At 58.3% G+C, this 23,989-nt stretch carries 32 protein-coding genes and 1 pseudogene; 19 read left to right on the top strand and 14 right to left on the bottom strand.

Going from position 1 to position 23,989, the window contains the following annotated elements; all coding sequences use genetic code 11:
* Positions 1-9: 9 nt before the first annotated feature.
* Entirely contained in the window at positions 10-834 is an 825-nt protein-coding gene (locus tag AC1DF8_RS28175) for an oxidoreductase (RefSeq protein WP_113207537.1), read from the bottom strand.
* Between the two features lie 185 nt (positions 835-1,019).
* Between AC1DF8_RS28175 and AC1DF8_RS28170 the strand changes: the two genes are divergently transcribed.
* Complete coding sequence (locus tag AC1DF8_RS28170) at positions 1,020-1,880, top strand: LysR family transcriptional regulator (protein WP_018114673.1); 861 nt, start codon at positions 1,020-1,022, stop codon at positions 1,878-1,880.
* Positions 1,881-1,903: 23 nt separating this feature from the next.
* Here the strand turns inward: AC1DF8_RS28170 and AC1DF8_RS28165 are convergent, their stop codons facing one another.
* The gene (locus AC1DF8_RS28165; protein WP_113207536.1) at positions 1,904-2,326 is read right to left on the bottom strand and encodes a winged helix-turn-helix transcriptional regulator; all 423 of its coding nucleotides are present in this window, start codon (positions 2,324-2,326) and stop codon (positions 1,904-1,906) included.
* Between the two features lie 95 nt (positions 2,327-2,421).
* Here AC1DF8_RS28165 and AC1DF8_RS28160 point away from each other — a divergent pair, with 95 nt between their 5' ends.
* Entirely contained in the window at positions 2,422-3,150 is a 729-nt protein-coding gene (locus AC1DF8_RS28160; RefSeq protein WP_113207535.1) for an SDR family NAD(P)-dependent oxidoreductase, read from the top strand.
* A 171-nt stretch (positions 3,151-3,321) separates the two neighbouring features.
* Here AC1DF8_RS28160 and AC1DF8_RS28155 read toward each other — a convergent pair whose 3' ends face one another.
* Positions 3,322-4,134: an SDR family oxidoreductase gene (locus AC1DF8_RS28155; protein ID WP_478155839.1), complete on the bottom strand. Its 813-nt coding sequence runs from the start codon at positions 4,132-4,134 to the stop codon at positions 3,322-3,324.
* 70 nt (positions 4,135-4,204) lie between these two features.
* Positions 4,205-5,092: a phytanoyl-CoA dioxygenase family protein gene (locus AC1DF8_RS28150; RefSeq protein WP_478155838.1), complete on the bottom strand. Its 888-nt coding sequence runs from the start codon at positions 5,090-5,092 to the stop codon at positions 4,205-4,207.
* A 451-nt stretch (positions 5,093-5,543) separates the two neighbouring features.
* On the opposite strand from AC1DF8_RS28150, the gene AC1DF8_RS28145 reads away from it, so the two are divergent.
* Complete coding sequence (locus AC1DF8_RS28145; RefSeq protein ID WP_018115239.1) at positions 5,544-5,756, top strand: hypothetical protein; 213 nt, start codon at positions 5,544-5,546, stop codon at positions 5,754-5,756.
* Between the two features lie 1,255 nt (positions 5,757-7,011).
* Positions 7,012-7,428: a low affinity iron permease family protein gene (locus tag AC1DF8_RS28140; protein ID WP_113207531.1), complete on the top strand. Its 417-nt coding sequence runs from the start codon at positions 7,012-7,014 to the stop codon at positions 7,426-7,428.
* A 378-nt stretch (positions 7,429-7,806) separates the two neighbouring features.
* On the opposite strand, the gene AC1DF8_RS28135 is transcribed toward AC1DF8_RS28140, so the two are convergent.
* The 4 genes from AC1DF8_RS28135 to AC1DF8_RS28120 all read right to left on the bottom strand — a co-directional run bounded on the left by AC1DF8_RS28135 (position 7,807) and on the right by AC1DF8_RS28120 (position 9,648).
* Positions 7,807-8,151, bottom strand: coding sequence for a low affinity iron permease family protein (locus AC1DF8_RS28135; RefSeq protein WP_018115242.1), 345 nt, complete (start codon positions 8,149-8,151; stop codon positions 7,807-7,809).
* A gap of 714 nt (positions 8,152-8,865) precedes the next feature.
* Positions 8,866-9,093 carry a hypothetical protein gene (locus tag AC1DF8_RS28130; protein WP_113207530.1) on the bottom strand — a complete coding sequence of 76 codons (228 nt, stop codon included), beginning with the start codon at positions 9,091-9,093 and terminating at the stop codon, positions 8,866-8,868.
* A gap of 6 nt (positions 9,094-9,099) precedes the next feature.
* Positions 9,100-9,324, bottom strand: a complete 225-nt coding sequence (locus AC1DF8_RS28125) for a hypothetical protein (protein WP_113207529.1) — start codon at positions 9,322-9,324, stop codon at positions 9,100-9,102.
* Positions 9,325-9,339: 15 nt separating this feature from the next.
* Positions 9,340-9,648: a hypothetical protein gene (locus AC1DF8_RS28120; RefSeq protein ID WP_478155837.1), complete on the bottom strand. Its 309-nt coding sequence runs from the start codon at positions 9,646-9,648 to the stop codon at positions 9,340-9,342.
* A gap of 66 nt (positions 9,649-9,714) precedes the next feature.
* Between AC1DF8_RS28120 and AC1DF8_RS28115 the strand changes: the two genes are divergently transcribed.
* A complete protein-coding gene (locus AC1DF8_RS28115) occupies positions 9,715-9,897 on the top strand; it encodes a hypothetical protein (protein ID WP_183851331.1) in 183 nt (60 codons plus the stop codon).
* Between the two features lie 151 nt (positions 9,898-10,048).
* Positions 10,049-10,249 carry a hypothetical protein gene (locus AC1DF8_RS28110; protein ID WP_113207527.1) on the top strand — a complete coding sequence of 67 codons (201 nt, stop codon included), beginning with the start codon at positions 10,049-10,051 and terminating at the stop codon, positions 10,247-10,249.
* On the opposite strand, the gene AC1DF8_RS28105 is transcribed toward AC1DF8_RS28110, so the two are convergent.
* Both AC1DF8_RS28105 and AC1DF8_RS28100 read right to left on the bottom strand, forming a co-directional pair.
* Positions 10,236-10,472: a DUF2934 domain-containing protein gene (locus AC1DF8_RS28105; RefSeq protein ID WP_113207526.1), complete on the bottom strand. Its 237-nt coding sequence runs from the start codon at positions 10,470-10,472 to the stop codon at positions 10,236-10,238. The genes AC1DF8_RS28110 and AC1DF8_RS28105 overlap by 14 nt on opposite strands.
* A gap of 724 nt (positions 10,473-11,196) precedes the next feature.
* Positions 11,197-12,174, bottom strand: coding sequence for a magnesium transporter CorA family protein (locus tag AC1DF8_RS28100; RefSeq protein ID WP_018115249.1), 978 nt, complete (start codon positions 12,172-12,174; stop codon positions 11,197-11,199).
* A gap of 307 nt (positions 12,175-12,481) precedes the next feature.
* Here AC1DF8_RS28100 and AC1DF8_RS28095 point away from each other — a divergent pair, with 307 nt between their 5' ends.
* Positions 12,482-12,694, top strand: a complete 213-nt coding sequence (locus tag AC1DF8_RS28095) for a hypothetical protein (RefSeq protein ID WP_183851330.1) — start codon at positions 12,482-12,484, stop codon at positions 12,692-12,694.
* A 116-nt stretch (positions 12,695-12,810) separates the two neighbouring features.
* Here the strand turns inward: AC1DF8_RS28095 and AC1DF8_RS28090 are convergent.
* A pseudogene (locus AC1DF8_RS28090) lies at positions 12,811-13,183 on the bottom strand (LysR substrate-binding domain-containing protein); the annotation flags it as partial.
* Between the two features lie 168 nt (positions 13,184-13,351).
* On the opposite strand from AC1DF8_RS28090, the gene AC1DF8_RS28085 reads away from it, so the two are divergent.
* The 5 genes from AC1DF8_RS28085 (at position 13,352) to AC1DF8_RS28065 (ending at position 17,851) form a co-directional block, all read left to right on the top strand.
* Positions 13,352-14,260, top strand: coding sequence for a LysR family transcriptional regulator (locus AC1DF8_RS28085; protein WP_113207524.1), 909 nt, complete (start codon positions 13,352-13,354; stop codon positions 14,258-14,260).
* Positions 14,260-15,237 (top strand): NADPH-dependent F420 reductase, encoded by a 978-nt coding sequence (locus AC1DF8_RS28080; protein ID WP_478155836.1) that lies wholly within the window; start codon positions 14,260-14,262, stop codon positions 15,235-15,237. The genes AC1DF8_RS28085 and AC1DF8_RS28080 overlap by 1 nt, the downstream gene beginning before the upstream one ends.
* Positions 15,238-15,297: 60 nt before the next feature.
* Positions 15,298-16,191 carry a LysR family transcriptional regulator gene (locus AC1DF8_RS28075; RefSeq protein ID WP_018115255.1) on the top strand — a complete coding sequence of 298 codons (894 nt, stop codon included), beginning with the start codon at positions 15,298-15,300 and terminating at the stop codon, positions 16,189-16,191.
* Positions 16,192-16,274: 83 nt separating this feature from the next.
* On the top strand, positions 16,275-17,042 hold the full coding sequence (locus tag AC1DF8_RS28070) for an NADPH-dependent F420 reductase (protein WP_018115256.1): 768 nt from the start codon (positions 16,275-16,277) through the stop codon (positions 17,040-17,042).
* A 41-nt stretch (positions 17,043-17,083) separates the two neighbouring features.
* Positions 17,084-17,851, top strand: a complete 768-nt coding sequence (locus AC1DF8_RS28065; protein WP_113207522.1) for an SDR family oxidoreductase — start codon at positions 17,084-17,086, stop codon at positions 17,849-17,851.
* Between the two features lie 122 nt (positions 17,852-17,973).
* On the opposite strand, the gene AC1DF8_RS28060 is transcribed toward AC1DF8_RS28065, so the two are convergent.
* Entirely contained in the window at positions 17,974-18,471 is a 498-nt protein-coding gene (locus AC1DF8_RS28060) for an SOS response-associated peptidase (RefSeq protein ID WP_162735819.1), read from the bottom strand.
* 56 nt (positions 18,472-18,527) lie between these two features.
* On the opposite strand from AC1DF8_RS28060, the gene AC1DF8_RS28055 reads away from it, so the two are divergent.
* From AC1DF8_RS28055 to AC1DF8_RS28030, 6 genes are all read left to right on the top strand, one after another.
* Positions 18,528-19,118, top strand: coding sequence for an SOS response-associated peptidase (locus AC1DF8_RS28055; protein WP_113207521.1), 591 nt, complete (start codon positions 18,528-18,530; stop codon positions 19,116-19,118).
* A gap of 297 nt (positions 19,119-19,415) precedes the next feature.
* Positions 19,416-19,583: a hypothetical protein gene (locus tag AC1DF8_RS28050; RefSeq protein ID WP_246715769.1), complete on the top strand. Its 168-nt coding sequence runs from the start codon at positions 19,416-19,418 to the stop codon at positions 19,581-19,583.
* Between the two features lie 115 nt (positions 19,584-19,698).
* Positions 19,699-19,986: a DUF1236 domain-containing protein gene (locus AC1DF8_RS28045; RefSeq protein WP_478155847.1), complete on the top strand. Its 288-nt coding sequence runs from the start codon at positions 19,699-19,701 to the stop codon at positions 19,984-19,986.
* Positions 19,987-20,107: 121 nt separating this feature from the next.
* Positions 20,108-20,965: a DUF1236 domain-containing protein gene (locus AC1DF8_RS28040; protein ID WP_113207520.1), complete on the top strand. Its 858-nt coding sequence runs from the start codon at positions 20,108-20,110 to the stop codon at positions 20,963-20,965.
* A gap of 55 nt (positions 20,966-21,020) precedes the next feature.
* Positions 21,021-21,176 (top strand): hypothetical protein, encoded by a 156-nt coding sequence (locus tag AC1DF8_RS28035; protein ID WP_183851326.1) that lies wholly within the window; start codon positions 21,021-21,023, stop codon positions 21,174-21,176.
* Positions 21,177-21,351: 175 nt separating this feature from the next.
* On the top strand, positions 21,352-21,741 hold the full coding sequence (locus AC1DF8_RS28030; protein ID WP_478155835.1) for a DUF4118 domain-containing protein: 390 nt from the start codon (positions 21,352-21,354) through the stop codon (positions 21,739-21,741).
* Positions 21,742-22,003: 262 nt separating this feature from the next.
* Here AC1DF8_RS28030 and AC1DF8_RS28025 read toward each other — a convergent pair whose 3' ends face one another.
* The gene (locus AC1DF8_RS28025; RefSeq protein WP_113207518.1) at positions 22,004-22,240 is read right to left on the bottom strand and encodes a hypothetical protein; all 237 of its coding nucleotides are present in this window, start codon (positions 22,238-22,240) and stop codon (positions 22,004-22,006) included.
* A 132-nt stretch (positions 22,241-22,372) separates the two neighbouring features.
* The gene (locus AC1DF8_RS28020) at positions 22,373-22,555 is read right to left on the bottom strand and encodes a DUF3606 domain-containing protein (RefSeq protein WP_018115260.1); all 183 of its coding nucleotides are present in this window, start codon (positions 22,553-22,555) and stop codon (positions 22,373-22,375) included.
* 506 nt (positions 22,556-23,061) lie between these two features.
* Between AC1DF8_RS28020 and ku the strand changes: the two genes are divergently transcribed.
* Positions 23,062-23,979 carry a non-homologous end joining protein Ku gene (ku, locus tag AC1DF8_RS28015; RefSeq protein ID WP_018115262.1) on the top strand — a complete coding sequence of 306 codons (918 nt, stop codon included), beginning with the start codon at positions 23,062-23,064 and terminating at the stop codon, positions 23,977-23,979.
* Positions 23,980-23,989: the final 10 nt, after the last annotated feature.

Raw genomic sequence — 23,989 nt, 5'->3', positions numbered from 1 at the left:
GGCCAGCGTTCAGGGCTGGTCGAAATCGGTGGCGATCGTGATGTCGCGCCATGCGTCGATATCGCTGCGGAAGGAAGCCAGCTTTCGCTCAGCGATCGAATGCGCGATCTGGCCGAGCGGCAGATGAAGCGGAGCGTCATCGGCGTCGACTGCCTGCAGGATCACCGAAATCGCCTTGTCGGGATCGCCCGCCTGATTGCCGTTGTTGGTTGCGCGATAATGCCTACGCGAGCTCGCGGCGTATTGCGGCATCTCATTGGCCGCCATCGTGATCGAACGGCCAAGGAAATCGGTGCGAAACGGCCCGGGCTCGACGATCAGCACGCGGATGCCGAACTGCTTCAGCTCGCCGGCGAGCGCTTCGGAAATTCCTTCTACGGCGAACTTGGCGGCATTGTAATATCCGGCACCGCCGCTGCCCGCGATGCCTGCGCCGGACGACATGTTGACAATCGTTCCGCCTGAACTTCGCAGGACGGGCAGAGCGGCTCTCGTGGTTTCAATCAGACCAAAGACGTTCACCTCAAACATCGGCCGATATTCTTCGGGCGTGCCTTCCTCGATCGCGCCGAACAGTCCGTAACCGGCATTGTTCACGAGCACGTCGAAGCCGCCGAAAATCTCGACCGCCTTTGCGGCCGCGGCCTCGGCTGCCGCCGCATCCGTCACGTCGAGCGGCAAGGTGATCATGCGGCCGTCGAAAGGCTCAGCCATTTCTTCGATCGTTTTAAGATTGCGGGCCGTGGCGATGACCTGATCGCCGCGCTGTGCTGCAGCGAGCGCGAGCCGGCGGCCGAAGCCGCTCGAGCAGCCTGTTATGAGCCAAGTTCTCATTATTTTGTCTCCGAGGTTAAGTTCACACGACACCCAAGGCGCGTTTCTTTCACTTGAGCGCCCTGATGAAAGTCGTCGGGACTGCATAAGGCGCGCCTTTACGATGACAAAAATCTAGGTGTTTAGGTTTGTTCTTTAAGTGACAGAATCGTATTCTCGGCGTTCAGTTTTGTTAGGGGCGTATGATGGAATGGAGTGACGTCAGAATCTTTCTTGCAATTGCGCGATCCGGCACGCTTGGCGGTGCCGCGCGTTCTCTTCAAACGAGCCATCCGACCGTCGGAAGGCGACTGCGCGCACTTGAGCAGGCGATCGGGCACACGCTCTTCCAGCGGACCGCCGACGGTCTCGTGCTGACCGAGGAGGGCCACGGGATCATCGCGCTGGCGGAGCAGATGGAAGAGGGCGCGCTGGGCATGGAGCGCCGGCTTGCGGGGCTGGAGCAGAATCTCAAAGGCAGTCTGCGCATTTCATCAGCGGACTGGTTCGGGGCCTACGTGCTGCCTCCCATCCTGGCGGATTTTTCCAACGCCTACCCCAATATCGACGTCGAGATCCTGACGGGCACGCGCCTGTTCAATCTCGCCCAGCGAGAGGCCGACGTCGCCTTTCGTATCGTTCCGTTCAACACTGCCGATGTCGTCCAGCGGCGGCTATTCACGCTCCAATACGGCGTCTACATCGCCGAGGATTCGCCTGCTCCCAAATATGGCGACGGAACCGGTTTCCGGCTGATTACACATGATACATCTACCGGTCAGTTCCCCGATATCGATTGGCTCATCAAGAGTTTCCCCAACGCGAGACCGATCCTGCGATCGAACAACCGCAACGTCCAGGGGCGCATGTGTCGGCAAGGTGTCGGGATCGCCGTGTTGCCTCGCGTAGTCGGAGATCAGATCGCCGGTATCCGCAGGCTGGAACTTTCAAAGTCGCCGCCGGCGCGAGATATCTGGATGGGATATCACCGGGACCTGAGACGTCTTCAGCGTCTTCGCGCGTTCATCTCGACCGTGTCTGCCCATCTCGTAAATGCAGGCGCGTGATATGCGATCAGGCCGAGCATCCGCTAGCCTCGACCCCGATCATATTCTTCTTGCGCGCGCTCAAGCTCGGAACCGTAGGTCATGGACCACGCATAGAGCGCTTCGAACGGTTGCTGAAGGGAGCGACCGAGCGAGGTGATGGTATATTCGACGCCAACCGGCGTCGTTGTTGTAAGCACTTCACGGTGGATGAGCCCATTGCGCTCCAGCCGTTTCAACGCGTCGGCGAGGGCTTTGTGCGTAATCCCGTCAAGACGACGCATGATCTCGTTGAAGCGTGACGGTTTGGTACATAGTACAGTCAGGATAAGGACAGACCACTTGTTAGCGATCTGCTCAAGCACCGGCCGCGCCTTCTCAACGTCCAACAACGTCTCGGCGGAAACAGCCTTGTGGCCAGGAGACGAGCAAGCTTTGATGAGCGGACCTTCGTCTGTTGTGGGCATCGGTATACACCTCGATATCTGCTTTACATATAGTGCGTAATTGACCGTAGGTATAGAGAATATATCTTGGCGCCATCAGTCTTGATGGAGTTAACATGAACAGACTAGCGAACAAGATTTCCCTCGTTATCGGCGGTGTCGGTGGCATTGGCGGAGCCATTTCTCAGAGGTTTGCCGGCGAAGGGGCGCAGGTCTACGCGACTAGCCGCAAGGGAGCCGAGAGCCAACCTGAGTCAGCCGGCATGGGCAGCATCCGAACGGTTCGGGCAGATGCCAGCGACAGCGCCGATCTTCAGCGTGTCTTCGAGCGGGTCCGATCGGAACAAGGCCGCATCGACGTGCTCGTCGTGAATGCGGGCCTATCCGAACACGCACAATTAGAAGACATTTCCGAGGATCATTTCGATCGGACATTCGGCCTGAACGTGCGAGCTCTCGTATTTGCGGCACAGGGCGCCGTCGACATCATGCAGCCGGGCGGAACGATTGTGCTGATTGGCTCCATCGCGGGCGGTATCGGCACCAAAGGCTATGGCGTCTACGGTGCGACCAAAGCCGCCGTCCGTTCGTTCGCACGCACATGGGCCAACGAACTTGCTCCCAAAGGCATACGCGTAAACGTTGTCAGCCCTGGACCGACGGATACTGCGATGATGGCGGCCGCCTCACTGGAAATTCGAGATGCACTGTCCAAGATGATCCCTCTTGGGCGTATGGCCAGACCTGATGAGGTGGCAGCCGCTGCCCTCTTCCTCGCAAGCGACGAGAGCAGTTTTACCACGGGTGCAGAAGTAGCCGTGGATGGGGGTATGGCTCAGGTCTGACACCTGCCTTCGACAAGCGCCGGAGACGGCACCCAAGCAGATGTTTGCTTTTTCTGATCAAGACAGCATTGGCGAGGCAGGCAACCTTCCAGCAGGACCTGCCGCAGGGCCGAAGGGGACAGGCTTCGACCGCCCCCTCGCCAGCTCGAACGTGAACTACCTTGATGCAGTTCAGATCCGGGCGCCGCCCGTGGCATCGATCATCAGGCCCGTCGTCCAACGCGCATCGTTCGATGCAAGGAAGGCGATAACGTCGGCGACATCCTCTGCCTTGCCAACGCGCGAGAAGACCGAGAGCGCTTCGGCGCCGGCGCGCGCGTCAGGCGAAGCCAGCCACTCCGCATTCATATCGGTTTCGGTCACACCCGGCAGCACGGCATTGACTGTGATCGCGCGCGCCGCAAACTCCGGTGCAAGCGCCAACGCCAAAGTCTCCAGGGCGCCCTTGGAAGCCGCATAGGCCGGATGGGTCGGTGCCGCGATACGTGTAAATCCGGTGGAGACATTGATGATCCGGCCGTTGTCGCGGACGTGGTCGGCGACTACCTGGATCAGGAAGAACGGCGCCTTGTAGTTGATCGTCATCACTTCATCAAACGCGGCTTCACTTGTCTGCTTCAAAGGCAGTGCTGGTGCAATACCTGCGTTGTTCACCAGAATGTCGAGAGCAGACGAACCGGTTTCTGCACGCGCCGCTTCGCCGAACTGGGTCCATAGGCTATCGGCAGCTTCCTTACCCTGTCGAAGGTCGCTTTTTACCGCAACGGCTTTCACGCCAAGCGTCTCGATATCGCGCACCGTTGCGCTGGCCGCATCCGCATTGGCGGAGTAGTGCACGCCGATTAGCGCGGCACCTTCCCTTGCGAAGGCAAGCGCAGCCGCCCGGCCGATGCCGCGCGAACTTCTAGCGTGCCTTGTCCGTGTTGCCTGGAAGTTGCAATCGATGGGCAGTATCGCGCTACCTTGACAAAATGTATGAAACATCCAGCACCGCGGCTGGCCACAACCGAAATCCATCTGACTTCGATCTCATCGAGCGCCCATTCACGCGGCCTTACGCGGGGCTGCCGATTATGGGCGGTTGTATGTTGTTCCGTGAGAGCTGCGCCAGCACTTCAGTGCTGAGCGTGCCTCTTGTCCCTGGGTGACGAAGGCGACCTTCATCGGCATAAGAATAGGTCTGTTCTTCAGCGGGACCGAACGTCATGAAGACTGCAACGCGATCCTGTGTAAAAGCGATGCGGCGGAGGATCGCGCGGCTCAGGGTGAAAGCCTTTTGCGCATCCAGATGAAGTGGGCGAGCGGCCAGCTCGCAAAACCTTCGTAGGCTTCGGTCAACAAATGTCGGCATCTGGCCGGCGTGCTCGATCCGCACGTCGAATATGATTGCATCACCCGCTTTGACACCGAGCCCTCTTGCCGGAAGGCTCTCGACCACGCCTTTCAAGTGAGATCGCGGGCGAACCTTCAACGTTGCCGGCGAATCGTCCCCCTGGTCTTGCAGATAGAACGCAATCTTGTAGACCCTGAACGTGTCGTCGGCAAAGATACTGCCATCCTTGCAGCGAGGATGGTGCGGGACATCGTTGTGCCATGACGACGTCGTGTTGATCATCAGGTCGCACTCGCCGGTAAGAACGACTTCGAGAGGATCGGTAATTTCCTTCAATCGAGCAAGGATGACGTCAGATGTCAAAAACCGCGCGATTTCCTCTGTCGTGTACATGGCGTGTAGCTGAAACTTGCCGCCATACAAATAGCGGCCGTTAGCCTTGAGCGATCGCCTGACGACCGGCCGCAAACTTTTCGCCTCCTGCGGGGTCAATAATCCTCTTATGATCGCAAAGCCATTGGATCGCAGTTCCTGTTGCAGCTGAGTGGTCACCGAGATATCTTTGGTGACATTTGCAAGTCGTGGCACTTCGCGGATTAAAGGTTCCATGTCAGCCTCCTGACGCCCTCGAGGCACCCCAGCCCTTACGAACTATCACCCATAGTTGAGCACTTAACAAACTACCCTTTGGAAGGGCGGTATCATCATAAGGTTCAGTCCATCACCGAAAGTGGTAGATGCTTCGTCTGCGCGCTTCCACCGCTGGAGAGTGTTGTGGCTGTCGACCAAACTTAGTTCGCAGCGAGTTTGCCCGTTCGAGCGACCGGCCAGAAGAAGCCTGTAGGATTCAGCATTACGACGCCGTCCAGGGTGGACCGGCGCCCGGGTTGCTGCAGGCATAATTTACCTATACGAGAATCTAACCTTTTGTCGATGCATCCAAAAGATGCACCGGCCGAAGTATTTTTAGTCCAAAATTGCTACGGAACAAATTACTGGGAAAACGGTTTTTACGCCGCACTGTTAGACGGATGCTTCTGGCAGGCCTGAGGGATGTGCGATGGACCGTGTACTTGTTGCCTTCATTCGACACCGGGTGATCGGCAACGCAAATGTCGACCTGGGGGAGCTTTTGGACGCTGCCGACCGGTTTTTCAACGGCAAGCTTGAGCCGCGTGAATTTTTCAGTGCCCTCAACCAGGTCTCACGCGACCGCCGTATTCGGCGCCGAAACCGGGTCACCGCCAACGACGAGCACAATGGCTACAGCTGATCGAACTGAGTTCTCCTGCCGCTCATGGGGCCGGCACTCCTGCTCGGGGCCTCACGTTGGCCTTAAACGCGTTGACAGTTGCAGAACAGGATTCATCGCATGTACGCCGTATGCCGAAGCACATAAGCATACTTGGAGCGTTTCGTAGATCAAAAGGCGGCAGTCCGCGCAGGCGAGTAATGCTGCCGTAATCGAGGATGTAAAGACAGCGAACGCCAGCTCCCCCTGACTACTACCCCGACCATGTCATAGTGAGTATCAGAACTCGCTGTTTGAGCGTATATTCTGTTCATCGGCCTCATTAACTCATGGTAGTGGTCGCTTGGGAGTGCGCTTTGCTTCTGCCGTTATGCCGCAGGAGCATAGAGATGTTGCTACCCGTCATATCACTCTCAGATTCCGAAATTGAAGTGGTTACGAGTGCTGTCCGCGAATGGTGCCGCACGCGCCACTGCGGCATCGACAGCATTGAGGGTCGCAGGGCTCTCAGTATTGCAATCGATCTTGCTCAGTCCAAATACGATAAGGCGTCGCTTGTCTCAGAGTTGCTGCAACGACTGACGCCGCTAGATGACGGGCCGGGACAACTTCCACAATCGCACGTCGGGTGACCCGAAGTCCGCACGGCTTCTTTTCTTACTCGTGTCCCCGCACAAGCCGGGCGTTTTCCCGGCCGCCGCAGGCCAGTGCGACGGTCTTCGCCTCAATGCCCTCTCGCACTCCGTGGTGCCAGAGGCGCGCCTTTCGGGCGCGGCCGGTTTCAAAGTCGAGATCCAGTCTGACAACGGTGACATTGGGCACGATATGCAGGTTGGGAAGGCACGTGATCTCGGCCTGGTGCAGCCTGGAAATATGGGGCTGCTATGCCCAGGTCTCGATCGAGGGCGAATGCCCCCGGCACTTTGGGCTTGTCGAGCGCCGGAAGATCGGCGCAGTGGAAGACGCGAGCAGGGCCGTAGAAGGAGCGATCTCGCTGTGGTCCGATCGAATTGGCGATCACGTCACTGCGGAACAGTGAAGCGGCGCGGAAGCTATCGATCATCGTGAACGCTGCCTGATACGTTCGGCCACGATTCCGAGAAACCTTAATTGATCTCGACTCGCGCCAGGATGAGCGAATGCCGACTATCATTGGCGCTTCGCAACGCAAGTCTCCCATGCACGGCACAGGGGGCACCTCAGACTGAAGTCCCAAGATCGGAACTGCTCGAGCTCGGATCGCGTTATCATTTTCCGGGGAACCAAGGAGGTTTTCATGAGCGACAACGCAATGTCCAAGGGATTTTCAAAGTTCGCATCCGCCATTGCAGACCTTTCCGGAAAGCCGGCGACCTTCGTGCTCGCCGTTGTTCTTGTCCTGGCGTGGGCAGTCTCCGGCCCCTTTTTCGACTATTCCGAGACCTGGCAGCTCGTCATTAACACGAGCACGACGATCGTTACCTTCCTCATGGTCTTTGTTCTTCAGAACTCGCAGAACCGCGATGGCAAGGCTCTTCAGGCGAAACTGGACGAGCTGATCCTGACATCGCAGGCACAGAACAAGTTCGTCGGCATCGAGAAGCTGGAGGAACAAGAGCTTCGGGAAATGAGCCGAAAGCTGGCGGAAAAGGCCGAGTGTGTCGAGGAGGTCGCCGAGGACAAAGCCGAGGAACGGGAGCGCAATCCTACTTAGGCGCCCTGTCTCGGTGCTACAGACGGCGGTTGGGTCGCCGCCGACCGTGACGAGAAGCCTTGCATCTAAAGCGCCCAAGTAAGATTCCTAGCCCTCCTACGGTGCCTCCCGCCAATGCGCCCGACGCTGCGTTCAGTCCGTAGAGCTGAAGGGTGAACATGCCTTCCAGCACGAGGATGGCGCATGCGGCAGCGACTGCGATTTCCCTAATCATGGATACCTCCGACGACGACGTTAAACCATTGTACGATGCTGCAGTTCCACTAGTTCGCGATCGGCCAACACTAATTAACCGTCATCTAATGTCACGACGTCGGGGGTCGCTGCTTTCGAAACGCGCGGCCGCTCGATATCGCCGCGCGAACCGCCCGAACCCGATTACGTTGTCCGGTTCTCGGCCAATCTTTCCAACTCTTCGGCCTCGAGCCGCTCGATGCCGATCATGTGGTTTCCAGCCTCACTCGACCGGATGAGTTCGTCGACCTTCACCTGGAGCGCCGCCATGTCCCGATTCTGACTATGCTGCATGATTAGGAGAAGGAAGAGCGTCACGAGCGTGCCGAACATTGCCGACAAAAGATGCCACTCCTTTGGCAGACCGAGCGCAAAACCGACGGCGCACCAGACGACGATGAGAGCGGCGGCTCCTGCAAGGACGAGAGAATGCCCCGCCAGAGAAACGACGGTTTCCGACAGGTTGAGGAACGCGGCTCGGATCTTCATCCGGTGGAAATGGTTTCAAGAGGCGTGGGTTCCGTCGCTCGGCATAGGAACTCTGCCGCACCCGCCCCCCATCTGATCGATGTGCCGTATGGATCACCGATGTCGCCGCTGGCAAGCGCCGCGGGCACCGCTTCCGTGGTCCATGGTGAAAGACATGACCGCAAGGAATGCCAGATATACTCCAAGCACTGGATGTTTCTATTAGTTAGGTAAACATCGTCATACCGCTAGCTCATCAGCCTTTAGGAGAAGGCGAGCATCGTTCGCCCGGAAGTTTTGTTCGTCGCTGAATTACGGCGTCAGAGGGGTTAAGCCGGCAGTTAGAAACGATCTATTTTGGTTGGCGTTACGGCAACTTCGCGAGCTCGTCCTGGGTCATGGATACGTTCGTGAACCACCTGGCTCGCGACCTGGATGCGAGCACGCCAGCCCGTCAACCGCTGGCATGTCCAATCCCTGCTTCACACTGGCAATCCCAATAGGCAGTCTCACCTCTTCCTCGGAGACAACGACTTCGACAATGGCTTGTCGTCTGGCATGGATGATTCCGGTAGTTGAAAAGACGGCGCTGCCAGTGGCTGGCTCGGCAAAGGTGCTCTTGAAGCATATGCGTTCACACCATCTCGCGCAGAAATGTTTAGATCGCTCTAAAGTTCCTCATTATCACAAAGGAAGCATGCCAGATAGCGCACCTCAGCAGCCGCCTCCCCTGCTCTACTCGACTGCGCCCAGATCTTGGAACGACTGCCGTTGCTCCATGGACGCCTCGGCGTCGGCGATAACACGAAATGCCTTGCCCTGGGACCTCAGCTCCTTGGCTGTCTTTATGGCATCGGGATAGAGAAGTTTCGGCTCATTGTCCCTATCGCGTCCATCCGGATCGAGCGAGCTCAGAGCAATCACCTGGAACCTCGGCAGCACGGCGTCTTCATTGTGATCCACGGCGGTCTATCCCTCGTTTCCGTCGGAAACAAAATCGTCGGGCACAGTCTCGCGCGCCGTGGCCAGCGCTCTCGGCTTTTCAAGCCACTTCTTGTTCAAAACGTCCTCGATTGCGAATACGACGTCGTCGGTACTCCAATCAGCGTCCTCGAGTTCGCGGATGAGCGCGGCGAGTTTTTCGGTGATCACGCCAACCAGCTCGTCATCATCTGCGTGCCTTGACTGCCTCATCGAAGGTTCCTCGCTTTATTTTCCGGTAACGCGGATTGCACCCGAATCCCCCAGGCTGCGCTGGACCGCCGGGATTTTGTCGGGTGTGAATTCGACGGACACCTCGATGTCACCCTCGAGAGCGGCGTCATGTCGGACGCCGCCAGGATGCGATGCGTCGCCGCCTGACGGCAGCGAACCGGCACTGTTGCGCTTACCGTTTGCCTGTATGAAAATGTCAGGCCGGGAAATACGATGCTGCTGAACCAGATGTTCGACTGCAATGTCCGCCGCCTCACGTGTCTCAAACGTTGCCGTGATCGTTGTCGTACTGTTGTGCGCCATCTAAGCTCTCCCTTCATGACCTTGCTAACAGCAACCCCGAACCGACGTCGGAGTTCCACATCTGTCATGGATTCAAACGCCGACTTTGCGGGCTTTAGAGATGATGGCGTTGATCTGCTCAGCGAACAGACACCGCGCTGCGAGGATTGGAAGAGCCCGCCCGGAGCCGGGCTTGCCGCTGAAATCGACCGAACTGTGCATAGGTGGCGGCAAAATGATACGCTCGGCGTGCTGCAGGATGTCCACTAGTTGTCAGGCATCGCCGGCTCTTTCCCCACCTATACGATCGACAACATCATGTCCTCGCAGCTCTTCGCCGCGACGCAGGAGAGGGCAATCGGAGCGATACCGTCGAAGCAGCGTAAAACGTTTCGACCTCAATCGAAACGGAACCGCTAGGATGGATACGAGCGCAGGCTTCGACGCTGCTTCCTTGATCGACCACATCGAAGCGGCGATCATGCTCCTCGAACTTCTTGGTGAAATGGCGCTCGCTGGACCGGTCTTCTCGGGAAGGGAGATGATCTTTTCAGAGCGGAAGCTATCGTGCCCCCTGGGGCTAGCCAATCATATGATGATTGAGGTCTCTAATCCGGAGTGACTGTCGAAGGCGGCCGGATGTCAGTGACGGGCCGGTTTCCATTGTCGCCGTTGAACTCATCGGAAGCATTCTGATTGGCTTCCGTGACATCGGCAGCTTCTTTTTCAGTTGCCTCATGCTGCTCTTCGGCACGCCGCCAATGGTCTGCGTGCTGGCCATCCGGGCGACCTTCATCCTCCCAGATCTTATAGGCGCGCTCACGCCGCTGCTGTTCTCTGTCCATGATGCTCCTCCTATCAGGCATAGGATAAGTTCCCTCCCCGCTGAACGTTCCGTCGAGTGACTGCAACGCCGTGGAAAAAGGTGAGGAAAAAGGGGAACGGCCATCGGCAGAACGTAATTGGTCCGACGATTGGGAGGCTCGTGCGGTATTGGACGCCTTCACCCCACGATCAAATCACGAGACGCATTTCACGGTCTCTCTGGATTCCTCTCCGGCACGAAACGCTCCAGCCTGGCAAACCGCAGACGAACGCGTCAGCGCGGCGGTTGTTGTGAAAGACGCTCAGTTCAAAGCTTTGCGCTTTTTGTTTCTTTGCGCCGGCTAGCCGGCACATGTTTCGAGGATCGGTGTCATCCGCTTCACATGCGTCGGTCCGTTCGAGCACCTTCTCCGGAGTAAACGCACGTTACGGCAGCGGCCACCAGAGATTGTTTACGCGTTCAACTGTCTCGGCCACCGCTTTTAGCAAAGCGGGTTCCGGCATACGTGTGCAATTGGCGAAGACCCTCCATTGCTGCGCGTTCATTGCCTCACGTCACGGGGTGATAGGTAAGCACATCATCCGAAAAGAACTGATCTGTCTGCAGATCCGACCGGCGTCGAGCCGTGCACTTACTTGCCGTCTGACCCGTCAGTTGTTATGCATCTGGCTTCGGCATCTCGGAAATTCGTGAGCGAGATCGTGGTCCTGCAGACAAAGGCCTGAATCCGACGACTGACAGGATCAAAACCATCCTTTGCGCCAAAACCAGAGCAGCGGCGCGACGGCGCTCAAGATAATGATCGTCCATGCAAAGGGATACCCCCAGGTCCAGCTAAGCTCCGGCATGAACTTGAAATTCATTCCCCATACTCCAGCCATTAACGTGGGCGGCACACCAACGACAGACGCGATTGTCAGCACTTTGAAGATGTCGTTCTGTTCGATGGTGATGAAGCCCAGAACTGCGTCCAGCAAGAACTGCGTTTTGTCGGAAAGATGCGTCTCGTAGTCGCTCAGCGAAGCGACATCCTTCGTCACGGCGTGGAGCTGGTCTCGAAATTCGTCCGACAGCATATCGTGACACACATCCAACGTGAAAGCGGCCATCCTGCCAACACCGAGGAGCACGTCTCTGGCCTTTGACGATCGATCACCGAGTGCCCCAACCTTGGACAGCGCCCGACGGAGCGTAAAATTGGAGCTGTGAGGAGATGCCGAGCCTTTGAGGTCTCCCTTGAAAACTGTCTTGGACACCTCATCGACGGCGGACGCCAGGTGTTCCAGCACGTCTGCGCCGCGGTCCACGATTGCTTCCAGCAGCGCAACGAAAACCCCCATGCCGCTAGCCAACGTTGCGTCGTGCACCAGCCGCTCAGCAACTGCATCGAAAGCGGCTTGGCTGTCATAGCGAACTGTTATCAGAAAATCGCGGCCGACGATAAAACCTGCCGGGGAAAGCTCGGCATGCTCGAGCGTCGCGTGTGCAATGACCGGCGCACTCAGATAGATGCGATTGCCCTCTTTCGACAACCTGCTCGACGCTTCGATCTCGCTTAGTGCTTCGCGCGTCGGTACCCTCACCTTCGCCCGGCGCCTGACAAATTCGATCTCCTTTTCGTCGGGATTGAGCAAGTCCATCCAGATCACGTGACCCGGCAAATCGTCATCGGCTCCGCCCGACCTGACGGTGCCCTCGGTGTCGCGGTAAATTTTCAGCAAACGGTACTCCTTGAAAATCGGGAGAGAAGAATCCGCTATACCCGACCAATGCTGAGCGGCTATCGGATCGTTAGGAGATAGTCCAGAGACCACTAAAGTCATGTTGAGCTGATATTTTGGCTTGCCTCACCCTGCACTCCGTCAACGGATAGTCGCTGCGGGTGACCAGTGACATCCGAGGAATTATCGTCGCAGATATCGCTGATGTCGTCATACGAGTTGCGTAAAAATCGCGCCGCCCGAGAGTGATCCATATGCGTCCGGGAGGACAAAGGAACATCTACTTTGTGCGGTTGTTCTTCTTTCCATGACCGACAAGGTGAACACTCTACTCAATCAACTGCGCGAACCCAATCGCATCTACCAGGGTCTAGCTGATCAGGAGACGGCAAGGAAGCTGGCTGACCTCCTGGAGGAGGCCGTGTCGGGCAAGGCCCCTCAGAGCACCCGTGACATTCTGATAGCGGCGGCGCGTCGCTTAATCAACCAGTCGATACTCGCGCACTGGCACCGCACTTAACCACATTTGGGGCTCTCTTGTTTCTCGATTAGGAGGCGAGCCCTGCTTGCACCCTTCAGATCATTTCGTACTGCGTTTACGATCGATTACGCTCAACGGGCGGTCACTCACGGGGAGCGCAGATCCTCGAGATCGATCTCGCTTCTCGTAGACAGCGGGCTCTCCTTGGCGAATGCCAGAAGGTAGCGCTCATGGGCAATCGAGAAGAAGCGCAATGAGCCGATATTCTCCACCGGCCGGATGAAGCCGAGATTGATGCGGCCTGCCTCGATATGGCGGATGATGTCATCGGTGGTGCCGCTTTCGATATGCATGCGGATATCGGGATACTTCCTGCCGATGCGCGACAGGAAGGACGGCAGCACGCCGATCGTGGCCGGATAGACCGTGCCAATCGCGATCTTGCGGTCGTCTTGCCGGCGATTGAGCGGGCGATCTCTCGCGACAGTCCAGCTCGCTCAGTGTCCTCACCGAGCGCTCATAAAGGACGCCCCTTCAGGACGTGAAATTCTAAGTAATTGATCAGATGCACAGGACTGCCACTAGCTGGGTTGAATCGCACCAACGGGTGCATCGCTTTTCCCCTGACACGATCAAGCTGCAGCACGTTGCGCCCAACAAGTTGACAAAGGACAACAGCTGATCAGACTGTTGGTCATGGCAACAACGATTGACTTCCTGGAAATGCGGGCTTTCGTTGCGGTCGTGACGGAGGGTTCGTTCACGGCCGCTGCGCAACGCCTCGACACCGACAAAGCGCGCGTGAGCCGTACAGTTCGGCGCATGGAAGAAAAGCTCGGTGCGCGCCTGCTCAACAGATCGACCCGACATCTCAGCGTTACCGACGTTGGTCGCGATTATTTCGAGAGAGCGTCTTCGATATTGGCTGCTGCGGAAGCTGCGGAGGCTGCCGTGGCCCAGCAAGCGCAGGAACCTCAGGGTCGGTTGAAGGTGACCGCAGGGGTCGAATTCGGAACAACCCAGGTCGACGCCTGGATCGCCGATTTCCTCCAGCGCTGGTCGAAGGTTTCGGTAGAGACCGAGTACACGAACAGGCTCATCGACCTCGTCCACGAGAGCTTTGACGTCGCCATCCGCATTGGACCTCTGCAGGACTCGGGTCTTTCCGCTCGGAAGCTGGGCGAGCTGTCCTACGGTCTCTATGCCTCGCCAGAGTATCTTCGCAGCCGACCCGACATCCAAGGTGTGCCTGACCTCGCGGATCACGATCTGATCATGCACACTCCCCGAGGACGCCCTTCCTGGACTCTGGTTAACAGCAATCAGATCGAAAAGATCGCCCGGACGCCTCGGTGCGTGGTCAACAATACGATCACCGCACGAAACCTCGCTCTCTCTGGTCTCGGGATCGTTCAGCTACCCCAGTATTTGGCATTGCAGCACATCGGCGACGGGACCTTGGAGGTCGTCCTTCCGGGCTGGGCACGGAGTACGGTTCCCGTTCACGCGGTCTTCGCCTCGACGCGATACATGGACCCCAAGGTTAGGCGGTTCATTGATCTCTGCCGCGAACGGTTCAGGGACAACCTCTCGCCCTCGAACTAGTGCCGCTTCGATTGTCCGCATCAGGGACAACAGTCAGTTGCTCGGGCTCGCACTGTTATGCCTCCGAACAAAACCGCATCTCAGGTCGTGCCGCGGACGAAGCCCAAGCGAGGTTCGCCGCAGGCACCACGACATGTTGGCGGGCCTCCGCCGTTCAGAGAGAGAAACGGAAAATGACTCAAATAATCGGAATCATCGGCTCCGGCCTCGTTGGCAAGGCAGTCGCTCGCCTGGCCGTCGCAGCTGGGTACCACGTCGTGATCAGCAACTCCCGCGGGCCGGAGACGCTCGCTGACCTCGTAGAGGAACTCGGCCCTCTTGCCCGCGCAGGCACGGTCGGGGAGGCTATCGCGAGCGCCGATATCGTCTCGATCGCGATCCCGTTGGCGACATTCGAGGCGCTGCCAGCCGACAAGCTCGCGGGAAAGATCGTTCTCGACCAGAGCAACTATTACCCCGGCCTTGGAGAGTTTCGCAGAGCGGATCTCGACAACGGCGAACTGACGTCGAGCGAACTCGTGCAGCGACACCTTCGAGGCGCGAAGGTCGTCAAGGGAATGCACAATCTCGGCTGGATCCACATGGAAGGTAACGCACGTCCGAAGGGCGACGCCCGCCGGACGACGCTCCCCATCGCGGAAAGCGATGCAGCTGCCAAGGAGGTCGTCATGCGCTTCATCGAAAACATCGGATATGACGTTGTCGACGCTGGCTCCCTCGCCGATAGCTGGAGGATCGAACCCAATACAGCGATCTACTTTACGCCCTATGCGCCAAAGATCCCTGACGGCTTGACGGAAGAAGAGGCGAAGAAGGTCTACAAGCAGCCGGGCGAACCACTGTCGCCATCCGAGGCGCGGAAGCTGATCGAAACGGCCGTACGTCCATCGCCGATCGGAGGGACGCTTGAATCCATGCCGGCCGTCCACGTCGCCCTGTTCCTTGAACTCGCCAGTGGTGACACGATCAAGAAGTGAGTGCCGGGGCGCCCGTGCGCGGGCGCCCTCTCGCTTTCCTAGCTGCTTCTGGAGACCTGAATGACGGCGACAATCGGCTTTTCGGAGATGAGGGTATTCGTCGCCGTCGTAACGAATGCGTCCTTCACGGCAGCAGCGCAGCGGCTCGACACTGACAAGGCGCGGGTGAGCCGGATCGTGCAACGGATCGAGGAAAAGCTCGGCGCCCGACTGCTCAATCGTTCGACAAGACGGCTCAGCGTAACCGAGGTCGGCAGGGATTATTTCGAGCGGGCGTCCTCGATTTTGGCGGCTGCCGAAGCGGCCGAAGCTGCGGTTGCCCACCAACATCAGGAACCGCAAGGGCGCTTGAAGATCACCGCGACGCCGGAATTCGGAACCACCCGCGTCGACAACTGGATCGCGGCATATCTCAAGCTGTGGCCGAAGGTGGCGGTAGAGACCGTCTACTCCATCAGGTTCGTCGACATCATTCACGAGGGCGTGGACGTCGCCATTCGTCTCGGCACACTGCCGGACTCCGATCTTTCTGCGCGGAAGCTCGGGGAGATCACCTACGGCTTATACGCAAGCCCGGAATATCTTCAGCGGTCGCAGCCGGTTCGGTCCGTCGGCGATTTGAACGAACACGAGCTCGTCATGAAATCGTCGAAGGGACGCCCGAGCTGGACGCTCGTAAACGGCGAGACCACCGAAAACATCTTCCGCTCGCCCCGATGCTCGGTCGACAATATCGTCGCGGCCAGGAACCTGGCAGTCGCCGGGCTTGGCGTCGCGCACCTTCCTCGCTTCATGGCATGTCCCGATGTCGAACGAGGTACTCTGGTTCACCTGTTACCAGAGTGGGCGGGCACGCCGATGCCAGTCCACGCGGTCTTTGCGTCCACGAGGTACATGGATCCGAAGGTAAGAAGCTTCGTCGATCTATGTCGGGGATCCTTCAGCCAGGACTAAACGAGGTCTGATTGGGCGTTCCTACGGGATTGTTGCTCATCGAAGCAACAGATTGAGGTGACTGCGGCGTCTAATCCCCTTCGATGGACATCCTTAAGTCTCATGCCGACGCAAGCACCCCAGCGTCGAAGCTTGAAGTCAAAGGAACGAAGATGAAAATCGGAATATTGAATGCCGGCAACGTTGGCGGACGCCTTGCGCGCGCCTGGGCTGCCGCAGGCCACGACCTTGTCATTGCAAAGGACGGAGAGGATCGGAAGCTCGCACCGCTCTTGGCGGAGTTGGGAGGAAAGGCCCTCCTTGGCACCATTCGGGAAGCCGCCGAGTTCGGCGAGGTTGTGCTATTTTCGGTCTACTGGCCGCGGGTAGAGGCGATCGTCGCCGAAGTCGGCGACGCGCTCGACGGCAAGATTGTTATCGAGACCATGAACCCGCTCGACGTCACGTCGGACTTCGTGCACTTCCATGACGTGGAATTCATGCGCGACAGCTCGACCTCGGAGAACCTTCAGCAGCGCTTGCCAAAGGCGCGTGTCGTGAAGGGCTTCAACCTTCTCGCCGCCCCGGTTCTTGAAGCAGCCGCCTGGTCGGAAGCGCCTGTCGGCCCGGCCGTCTTCTACGCAACCGACGACGTTCAGGCCGGACAGATAACCCGGAGCCTGGTGGTCGATGCCGGATTCCGGCCAGTCAATGCTGGGCCCTTGAAGGCGGCCCGTCAGATCGAACAGGTTGCCGTGCTCCTGCACAAGGTTGCAGACAATGAGTTCAACGGCGACGCCGATCTCATACGATTGGCCATGACGGTCATCGAAGCGGCTCCCGGCCCGATCGCGCGCGACCGCGTCGCCTGACGCAACCCTATCGACCTCTTTTGAAAATGAAGGAACATTCCATGTCGCAGACACTCAAGGGAAAGACCGCGCTCGTGACGGGAGGGTCGCGGGGCATCGGCCGGGCGATCGCAGAACGTCTTGCAAAGGAAGGCGCAACCGTCGCCCTCACCTACAACGCAAACAGGTCGGGTGCCGACGAGGCCGTGAAGTCTATCGAAGATGCCGGGGGTGCGGCGTTCGCACTTCATGCCGATCTGGCGGATGCAGAAACTATCCCGTCCCTGTTCGACCAGCTTGGTCGCGAACTGACGGAGCGCAACGGAGCTTCCTCCCTCCATATCCTGGTCAACAATGCCGGAAACTCCGGATGGGGCGGGCTGGCGGATGCTACGCCGCAGAGCTGGGATGAGATGGTTGCAGTCCATGCGCGCGCACCTTTCTTCGTCGTGCAGGCAGCGTTGAAACGCCTTGCGGACGGCGGTCGCATCATCAATGTGTCCTCTGCGGCTGGCGCTCGGCCAATGCCCGTGGTTCCGATCTATTCAATGGTCAAAGCCGCCATCAACAATCTCACGCATGCGCTCGCCGCCGAACTTGGCCCGCGTCGTATTACCGTGAATGCCGTCGCGCCAGGTTGGATCAGCACGGACATGAACGCGGCCGTTCGCGAGAATGCAGAAATGGTGAAGGCGATCGAGGCAGATACGGCGCTGGGTCGCTTTGGCGAAACCTCCGACGTCTCGGCTGTGGTGGCCTTCCTCGCATCCAATGAAGGTCGGTGGGTCACCGCGCAGGTGATCGAAACGAGCGGCGGATATAAGCTGTAGCCTGCGAAAGTCGGGTCCATCTGCGGTGGCGGCGCATTTGCGGCCACCGCCGGTGTCAGAAATCTTAGCTCAACATTCGAACAAGCTCTTCCGGGACGAAGCCTGGAGTTGCGATTGGCGCCTTAAACCGCCAGCATCGACTGGGCAGAAGAGCCCGCACGGCGCTTGACCCGGAATGTCCCTGCCGGCAGAGGCCGCAGGATTTCTTCTTCCCCCTGAAGCCCATCGAGCCAAGCCATGCGCTGATCGCGTGTCAGAACCGCCATCTGCCGATCGTGGTAGGGCACGATATCCGCATTCGCTTCGATAGTCAGAATCGCGTAGGCCTCCGGCCATCCACTGGTCTCGGGCCGCCAAATCCCTGCGAAATAGAACCAGTCACTGTTAGCGAGCGAGAAGCTGAAGTTTTTGTGGCGAAACTCGAAAGCCGGCACCAGACAGCGGTGGGCTGGAAAGGTCCGTCCTTCCGATCGGACGACATTGACGGCGCCCGGGCCGCCCTCGCGGGGACGCAGCCCCCATGGCAGCTCGACCATCTCCACATCGCCGTCATGGCGTCTTATGATGACGCGGCGCTCGTCGAGCGGGGCGTCGGACTGGAAAACCTTCGCGCTCATCATAAATAGAACATATCAGGAACCTCTACTTCAAGCAACCAACCTGAAATGGGGAACGCATGTGTAATGATTATCGACTGACGGTGGACGCTGCCTCGATCGCCAAGGACTTCTCCGATCTTAAGATCAAGATCCGCTTCGGCGAGGGCATACCGAACCTCCAAGCGCGTGAGGATATCAAGATCACGGATGTCGGGCCAATCGTCCGGTCCATTGATGGCGTTCGCGACGAGGCTGAGCTCGTGCAGCGGCGCTGGAGCTGGCCGGGTCCGAACAAGCGGCCAGTGTATAATTTCCGGTCAGAAGGACGGGAGTTTACTTCCAACCGCTGCCTGATCATTGCCGACGGCTTCTACGAGTTCACCGAACCGAAGGTCCCTAAAAAGAAACGCAAGGACAAGTGGCTGTTCACGAAAAAGGACGAGCCGATCTTCTGCATCGCGGGCACCTGGCGCGAAACGCCGGAGGTGGGGCCGGCTTTCACCATGCTGACGATGGAGCCGGGACCGGACATCGCGCCCTACCATGACCGTCAGATCGTCATCCTCGAACGCGACGCATGGGCCGGCTGGCTCGATCCGACCGTTTCGGCAAAGTCGTTGATCAGGCCGCTCTCAGCGGGCACCCTGACTGTGGAGCAGGTCGGCTAAAACGACGCCTCCGAGACGATCGCCATAAGACAGCCGATAACAGATAGGGCGGACCGGGGAACGTGGGATCAAAATACCGTTTACGCACGATCGGCCTCTCGGCAGGCAATGATCCAGTCTCCTGGCGGCCAGTATTGAACCAGACCACGCTGGGCGACAGCAAATTGACGATACCGTCTGCGAGGATGGCCGCGTCGACGCTTCTTCTCCACAATATCAGTCACGACGACTGCTGTTTACAAGGTCAACGTTCCGCGGCGATGGTTGCCACCATCACGCCGCGCTTCGGCAGCCCCAATGTTCGCAAGCAATGCGATCACCATCAACATGCTCGGACCCTTCGCGGTTCTGGAAGACAATATTTCGAACATTCAGGATCGCGACAAGGCGATCTCGATCGATGCCATGATGGTGGTGTCGAAAACGTCGACGAGTCGGATGTTGCGCCGCGTAGTAAACCAATGATTTGGCAGCCTCGGACTAAGGTCCGGTGGACCCCGGACTGAGGTCCCGGGTCTGGAACGAGTGCTCGGCGCGAAGGTTTGGCCTCCCAGCGGAATGGTCCGCTAAAGGAGGAAACATCGTGAAAATTAGAGCAGCAATCGCAACTGCCGTGCTCCTGACCTCGAGCGCCGCATTCGCTCAGTCGGCCATGCCGTCGGAGAAGGTCATCACTTTCGTCCAGAAGGCTCCTGCTCCCAAAGAACGCGTGGTCGTCAAGGAGAAGATCGTTGTCGGACAGGCTCTTCCTGACACCGTTGTCGTGACGCCAATCCCTGATGAAACTGGCTACGCCTACGCCATCGTCAACGATGAGCGCGTGATCGTCGAACCTACCACCCGCAAGGTAATCCAGGTCATCCAGTAAGTCACTTGAGCCGCGATCGGTAGGCGGCGACAGCCGTCAATCATCAACAAGCGGCGACCCCGGCCGCAGCACAGATTTTCCGCTGCGGCCGCGCTGCCGTGCAGAATTCGGAGAGTTTATCATGAGACACACTAATCTTGCAGCGGTCCTGGCCGCACTATCACTGAGCGTCTCGCCGCTAGCAACCGCTCCGGCCGCCGCCCAGAGCAGCACGAAGACGCAGTCAGATGCTCAATCGGGTACGCAATCCGGGTCAACCTCCACCGATGCCGTCGCTGGGCCTCAGTCGAGCCAGCCAAAGCCCGGCGCGAATGCCTCTGGAACTGACTGCACTCCCGACGCTTCAGGCGCATGTCCGCAATCCAAAGATCAATCCGAGCAGAAGGGCGGCGAAGGGTCCGATACGCAGAAAAGCTCGAAACAACAGTCGACCGACGGTTCGAGCGAGGGAACTCTGCCCGGCAAATCCTCTACCGACATGAAAAAGAAGCCTGCGTCGCAGGATACCTCCGGCGGCACGACGACTGAGGAGAAGTCGACGTTGGGCAGTAACGGCGCGGTGCCGGGCTCAAGGAGCGGCACTACAGAGAATTCCACGACTTCTGGGACGAGTACCCAGAGCGGTGACGCTTCAAAGAATTCCGTTGATCAGAGCACGACCAACAAAAATTCGACCGAGACGAACGTCAATAACAGAGCGTCGACCAATTCCAAGGCCAACGTCAACGTCACCGTCGAACAGCGGACTGAAATCCGGCAGGTCATCCAGGAAGTCCACGTCGAACCTGTGAAAGAGGTCGACTTCACGGTCTCCGTCGGCACCACAATCCCTAAGCGGGTTCACCTTGAAAGGCTGCCGCCGAGAATTGTGAAGATCGTGCCAGCGTACGAAGGCTACAGTTTCTTTCTCCTTGCGGATGGCCGGATCGTTATCGTCGATCCTGATGCGCTAACGATCGTCTACATCATCGAGGCCTAGCAGGCAGTACCGGCGGCGTCGCACTGCGCCGTCGGGGCCGCCAAGAGGAATGTCCATGATCTACGAAGAAGAAAAATCCTCAGGTATTCGTTTTCCGTTAATCGTCATTCTTATCGCTATCGCCGCTATCTGTGGAGCATTGGTGGTGACGGCGGAACACCCATCGCCCGCACGCGTGTTCGTGCCTGCGGCCGCAATTTCTCATGAATGATCGAACATTATTGGTACGGAAGCGCACCAGACCTAAGTTCGTGCTTACATGGTGTAACTGTCGTAGCGTAGTTTTGTCCAAATCCTGAAGGACATCGGAAGCCTCTATGGGATGTGTTGCTTGTTTCCCTGGTGGCTTCCCCGACTTGGGACCCTGGCCGTGAGCGATAGTTTAGGTGGTCACGGAAAACCTCCTCCTTGCAGTGCTCCCCAGAACGCCGTCGTCGAGGCTCGTTCGATATTCGATAACCGTTGGGATCGTTCTGTTGGCGGCTCTGCTGCGGATGGCCCTCGATGAAACCCTCAAACACTACCCTCTGTTGTTGTTCGTTCCTGCCGTCTTCTTGGCAGCTCTATTGTTCGACCGAGGGTCCGGCCTTCTCGCTACCGTCCTAAGCGCCATTATAGCCGCGTGGATTTTCATTCCTCCCGAATGGAGCTTGTCCGTTGGTGCCGACCAATGGTTCGCCGTCGTCCTGTTCGTTGTGATTGGTTGCGGAATAACGATGATCACCGAATCAAGGGGCCCGGCTCGGTCCGCTTCGGATGCGTCGGTTTGCGACTGAACGTCACTGCGCAGGTTCACCGCCATCTTCAGGCTAGTCACGAAAATGGTGTCTGTCGACATCGCCGACTATCTGGAGGAGCTCATCCACGGTCTGGCTGATCTCCTCCGATATGTCAGACCCATCGCTCTGAGAGTTAGGTGTCGTCATCTTCTTCCGCCTACCAATCAGGCGTCGTCCCTAGGTCTCACGTCGCTGGTCGTGGCGAACCTTCCTAAACCGATGTTGTGGCGCAGGGGTCCAAGCCCTCCCTTCCGTGAGTTCAGTGCATCGACGTCGACGAAGGAGCGTTCACACGTGTCGCAGCCAGCCCAACGTATGTCTCGATCAGCAACGTCGCCATCTCATCTACTGACCGACAGCCTTTATCGTAGAGCGCGATAGCGGCATCACACAGGAATGACGAAGCGTGGTCGTCCCAAGGCGCATTGTAGTAGCGGTACCACTGGCTCACCGCCTTTGAAATGATCAAATGGTCAGGATGTTCTACCTGTGACATCCAATGCCTCACGCGAATGCATCGTTGCAGCCGCCGCCCGATGGCCATGAAGTTCGAGCACCTGCAAGTCGTTCGTGGCGGGCGCGCACGGCGGTCGTCAACGGCTTCGATAATTCCGCCACTCGGGTCCGATCAGTGACGACCGATTTCGGTTTCGACTTTCTTCCGGGAGTTTCCGGCGCTCCTCACCGCCTTCTTGACGGCATCTTTTGAGACGCCTTCCTTTTTCGCTTCGTACTTGACCTCATGATCCTGGCCGCCTGCGACGCGTGCGCGATCTTGAGCGCGACCACGGGATGTCTGTTTGTTTGTCATTGAGCATCTCCTCGTGAATGGGTTACCACTGGAGAAACTCGCCGCGATTCCAGTGGTTCCCGGGAAATAGTCGAAGTCCATCAGATAAAGCTTGTAGCGCTAGCCGAACCCGTTATCAGAGTGGCGGAAGAACAGGATTGATCACGCGCTATCTTTGGACGTTGGAATGGACACCGACCCCGCGGCCTAGACGCCGTCGATGACCTCGCGGCAGTCATTCGAGCCGAAAATCTGCCAGGGGTGATGCCTCTAGATGGGGTCGTCGCGACGCTTCAGATGGACGCGGACGATGGGGGCGTCGCCGTCCACGCCTCCCCGCTCGACTGGCGGATCCGAGCCAGGCGGATGACTTGACGAACGAAATTATCAACCGCCGATACAGCGCTTTTATTGGAATCAATTTCTAAGCGCGATTCCCTAAGTAATTGAAAAATGATTCGTTTCGAGTCGGAACGAATCATCCCCGCACGTCTTTGAGTCAGCACCACTGATTCGGAGTACAGCGCATGGCATCGGGACATAGAGCCCAATGGAAGGGCTTTCTGAGATTTGGCGAAGTGAGCTGTGGCGTCGCCCTGTACACCGCAGCCTCGACGAGCGAGCGCATCACCTTCAACACGATCAACAAGGCATCGGGCAACCGGGTCAACCGTGTCTTCATCGACAGCGAGACGGAGGATCCCGTTCCTAAGGAGAATCAGACCAAGGGTTTCGAGATCGGCAACGGCCAGTACATCATCATCGACCCCGAGGAAGTCGCTGCTACGATCCCGGAAAGCAACAAGACGCTTGAGATCGATGCTTTCATCCCTTGCTCCGAGGTCGACGACGTCTACTTCGACAAGCCCTATTATCTGACCCCGGACAAAATGGGCGGCGACGCTTTCGTCGCCCTGCGCGATGGCATGAAGAAGTCGAAGGTCGCAGCCATTGCCCGTGCCGTGCTGTTCCGCCGCATGCGAACCGTGCTCATACGCCCGCACGGCAAGGGCTTGATCGCCACCACGATGAACTACGACTACGAAGTCCGATCGTCGAAGAAGGCATTCGAGGAGATGCCCAAGCTGAAGATCGAGGGCGAGATGCTGGACCTCGCGAAGCACATCATCGCGACCAAGAAAGGCGAGTTCAATCCCGCGACCTTCGACGACCGCTATGAGGCCGCCCTCGCCGAGCTTGTTAAGGCGAAGATGGAGGGCAAGTCGCTTCCGAAGCCGAAGAAGGTCGAGGTCTCCAAGCCGAACGACCTGCTGGCGGCTCTTCGCGAGAGCGCGGGGCTTCTCAAAGCTGGCGCCTCCGTCGAGTCCAAAACGAAACGGACTGCTGCCAATGCCAATCAAGGCGGTGGTCGGCAGCGCGCCGCACGCGGAGTGGCGTCGAAGGCCGCCTCCTCCGGAGCCGCTCCGCGTCGCAAGGCAAGCTGAGGGAGACAGT

The sequence above is a fragment of the Rhizobium sp. 05N49 genome (genome assembly GCF_056396805.1).
This window is presented reverse-complemented; position numbering and strand designations above follow the sequence as displayed.

Excerpts from the sequence above, each read along its gene's own strand:
- AC1DF8_RS28175 (WP_113207537.1), bottom strand. The coding sequence starts at position 834 with ATGAGAACTTGGCTCATAACAGGCTGCTCGAGCGGCTTCGGCCGCCGG.
- AC1DF8_RS28170 (WP_018114673.1), top strand. The coding sequence starts at position 1,020 with ATGGAATGGAGTGACGTCAGAATCTTTCTTGCAATTGCGCGATCCGGC.
- AC1DF8_RS28165 (WP_113207536.1), bottom strand. The coding sequence starts at position 2,326 with ATGCCCACAACAGACGAAGGTCCGCTCATCAAAGCTTGCTCGTCTCCT.
- AC1DF8_RS28160 (WP_113207535.1), top strand. The coding sequence starts at position 2,422 with ATGAACAGACTAGCGAACAAGATTTCCCTCGTTATCGGCGGTGTCGGT.
- AC1DF8_RS28155 (WP_478155839.1), bottom strand. The coding sequence starts at position 4,134 with ATGTTTCATACATTTTGTCAAGGTAGCGCGATACTGCCCATCGATTGC.
- AC1DF8_RS28150 (WP_478155838.1), bottom strand. The coding sequence starts at position 5,092 with ATGGAACCTTTAATCCGCGAAGTGCCACGACTTGCAAATGTCACCAAA.
- AC1DF8_RS28145 (WP_018115239.1), top strand. The coding sequence starts at position 5,544 with ATGGACCGTGTACTTGTTGCCTTCATTCGACACCGGGTGATCGGCAAC.
- AC1DF8_RS28140 (WP_113207531.1), top strand. The coding sequence starts at position 7,012 with ATGAGCGACAACGCAATGTCCAAGGGATTTTCAAAGTTCGCATCCGCC.
- AC1DF8_RS28135 (WP_018115242.1), bottom strand. The coding sequence starts at position 8,151 with ATGAAGATCCGAGCCGCGTTCCTCAACCTGTCGGAAACCGTCGTTTCT.
- AC1DF8_RS28125 (WP_113207529.1), bottom strand. The coding sequence starts at position 9,324 with ATGAGGCAGTCAAGGCACGCAGATGATGACGAGCTGGTTGGCGTGATC.
- AC1DF8_RS28120 (WP_478155837.1), bottom strand. The coding sequence starts at position 9,648 with ATGGCGCACAACAGTACGACAACGATCACGGCAACGTTTGAGACACGT.
- AC1DF8_RS28115 (WP_183851331.1), top strand. The coding sequence starts at position 9,715 with ATGGATTCAAACGCCGACTTTGCGGGCTTTAGAGATGATGGCGTTGAT.
- AC1DF8_RS28110 (WP_113207527.1), top strand. The coding sequence starts at position 10,049 with ATGGATACGAGCGCAGGCTTCGACGCTGCTTCCTTGATCGACCACATC.
- AC1DF8_RS28105 (WP_113207526.1), bottom strand. The coding sequence starts at position 10,472 with ATGGACAGAGAACAGCAGCGGCGTGAGCGCGCCTATAAGATCTGGGAG.
- AC1DF8_RS28095 (WP_183851330.1), top strand. The coding sequence starts at position 12,482 with ATGACCGACAAGGTGAACACTCTACTCAATCAACTGCGCGAACCCAAT.
- AC1DF8_RS28085 (WP_113207524.1), top strand. The coding sequence starts at position 13,352 with ATGGCAACAACGATTGACTTCCTGGAAATGCGGGCTTTCGTTGCGGTC.
- AC1DF8_RS28075 (WP_018115255.1), top strand. The coding sequence starts at position 15,298 with ATGACGGCGACAATCGGCTTTTCGGAGATGAGGGTATTCGTCGCCGTC.
- AC1DF8_RS28070 (WP_018115256.1), top strand. The coding sequence starts at position 16,275 with ATGGACATCCTTAAGTCTCATGCCGACGCAAGCACCCCAGCGTCGAAG.
- AC1DF8_RS28065 (WP_113207522.1), top strand. The coding sequence starts at position 17,084 with ATGTCGCAGACACTCAAGGGAAAGACCGCGCTCGTGACGGGAGGGTCG.
- AC1DF8_RS28060 (WP_162735819.1), bottom strand. The coding sequence starts at position 18,471 with ATGATGAGCGCGAAGGTTTTCCAGTCCGACGCCCCGCTCGACGAGCGC.
- AC1DF8_RS28055 (WP_113207521.1), top strand. The coding sequence starts at position 18,528 with ATGTGTAATGATTATCGACTGACGGTGGACGCTGCCTCGATCGCCAAG.
- AC1DF8_RS28050 (WP_246715769.1), top strand. The coding sequence starts at position 19,416 with ATGTTCGCAAGCAATGCGATCACCATCAACATGCTCGGACCCTTCGCG.
- AC1DF8_RS28040 (WP_113207520.1), top strand. The coding sequence starts at position 20,108 with ATGAGACACACTAATCTTGCAGCGGTCCTGGCCGCACTATCACTGAGC.
- AC1DF8_RS28035 (WP_183851326.1), top strand. The coding sequence starts at position 21,021 with ATGATCTACGAAGAAGAAAAATCCTCAGGTATTCGTTTTCCGTTAATC.
- AC1DF8_RS28025 (WP_113207518.1), bottom strand. The coding sequence starts at position 22,240 with ATGTCACAGGTAGAACATCCTGACCATTTGATCATTTCAAAGGCGGTG.
- AC1DF8_RS28020 (WP_018115260.1), bottom strand. The coding sequence starts at position 22,555 with ATGACAAACAAACAGACATCCCGTGGTCGCGCTCAAGATCGCGCACGC.
- ku (WP_018115262.1), top strand. The coding sequence starts at position 23,062 with ATGGCATCGGGACATAGAGCCCAATGGAAGGGCTTTCTGAGATTTGGC.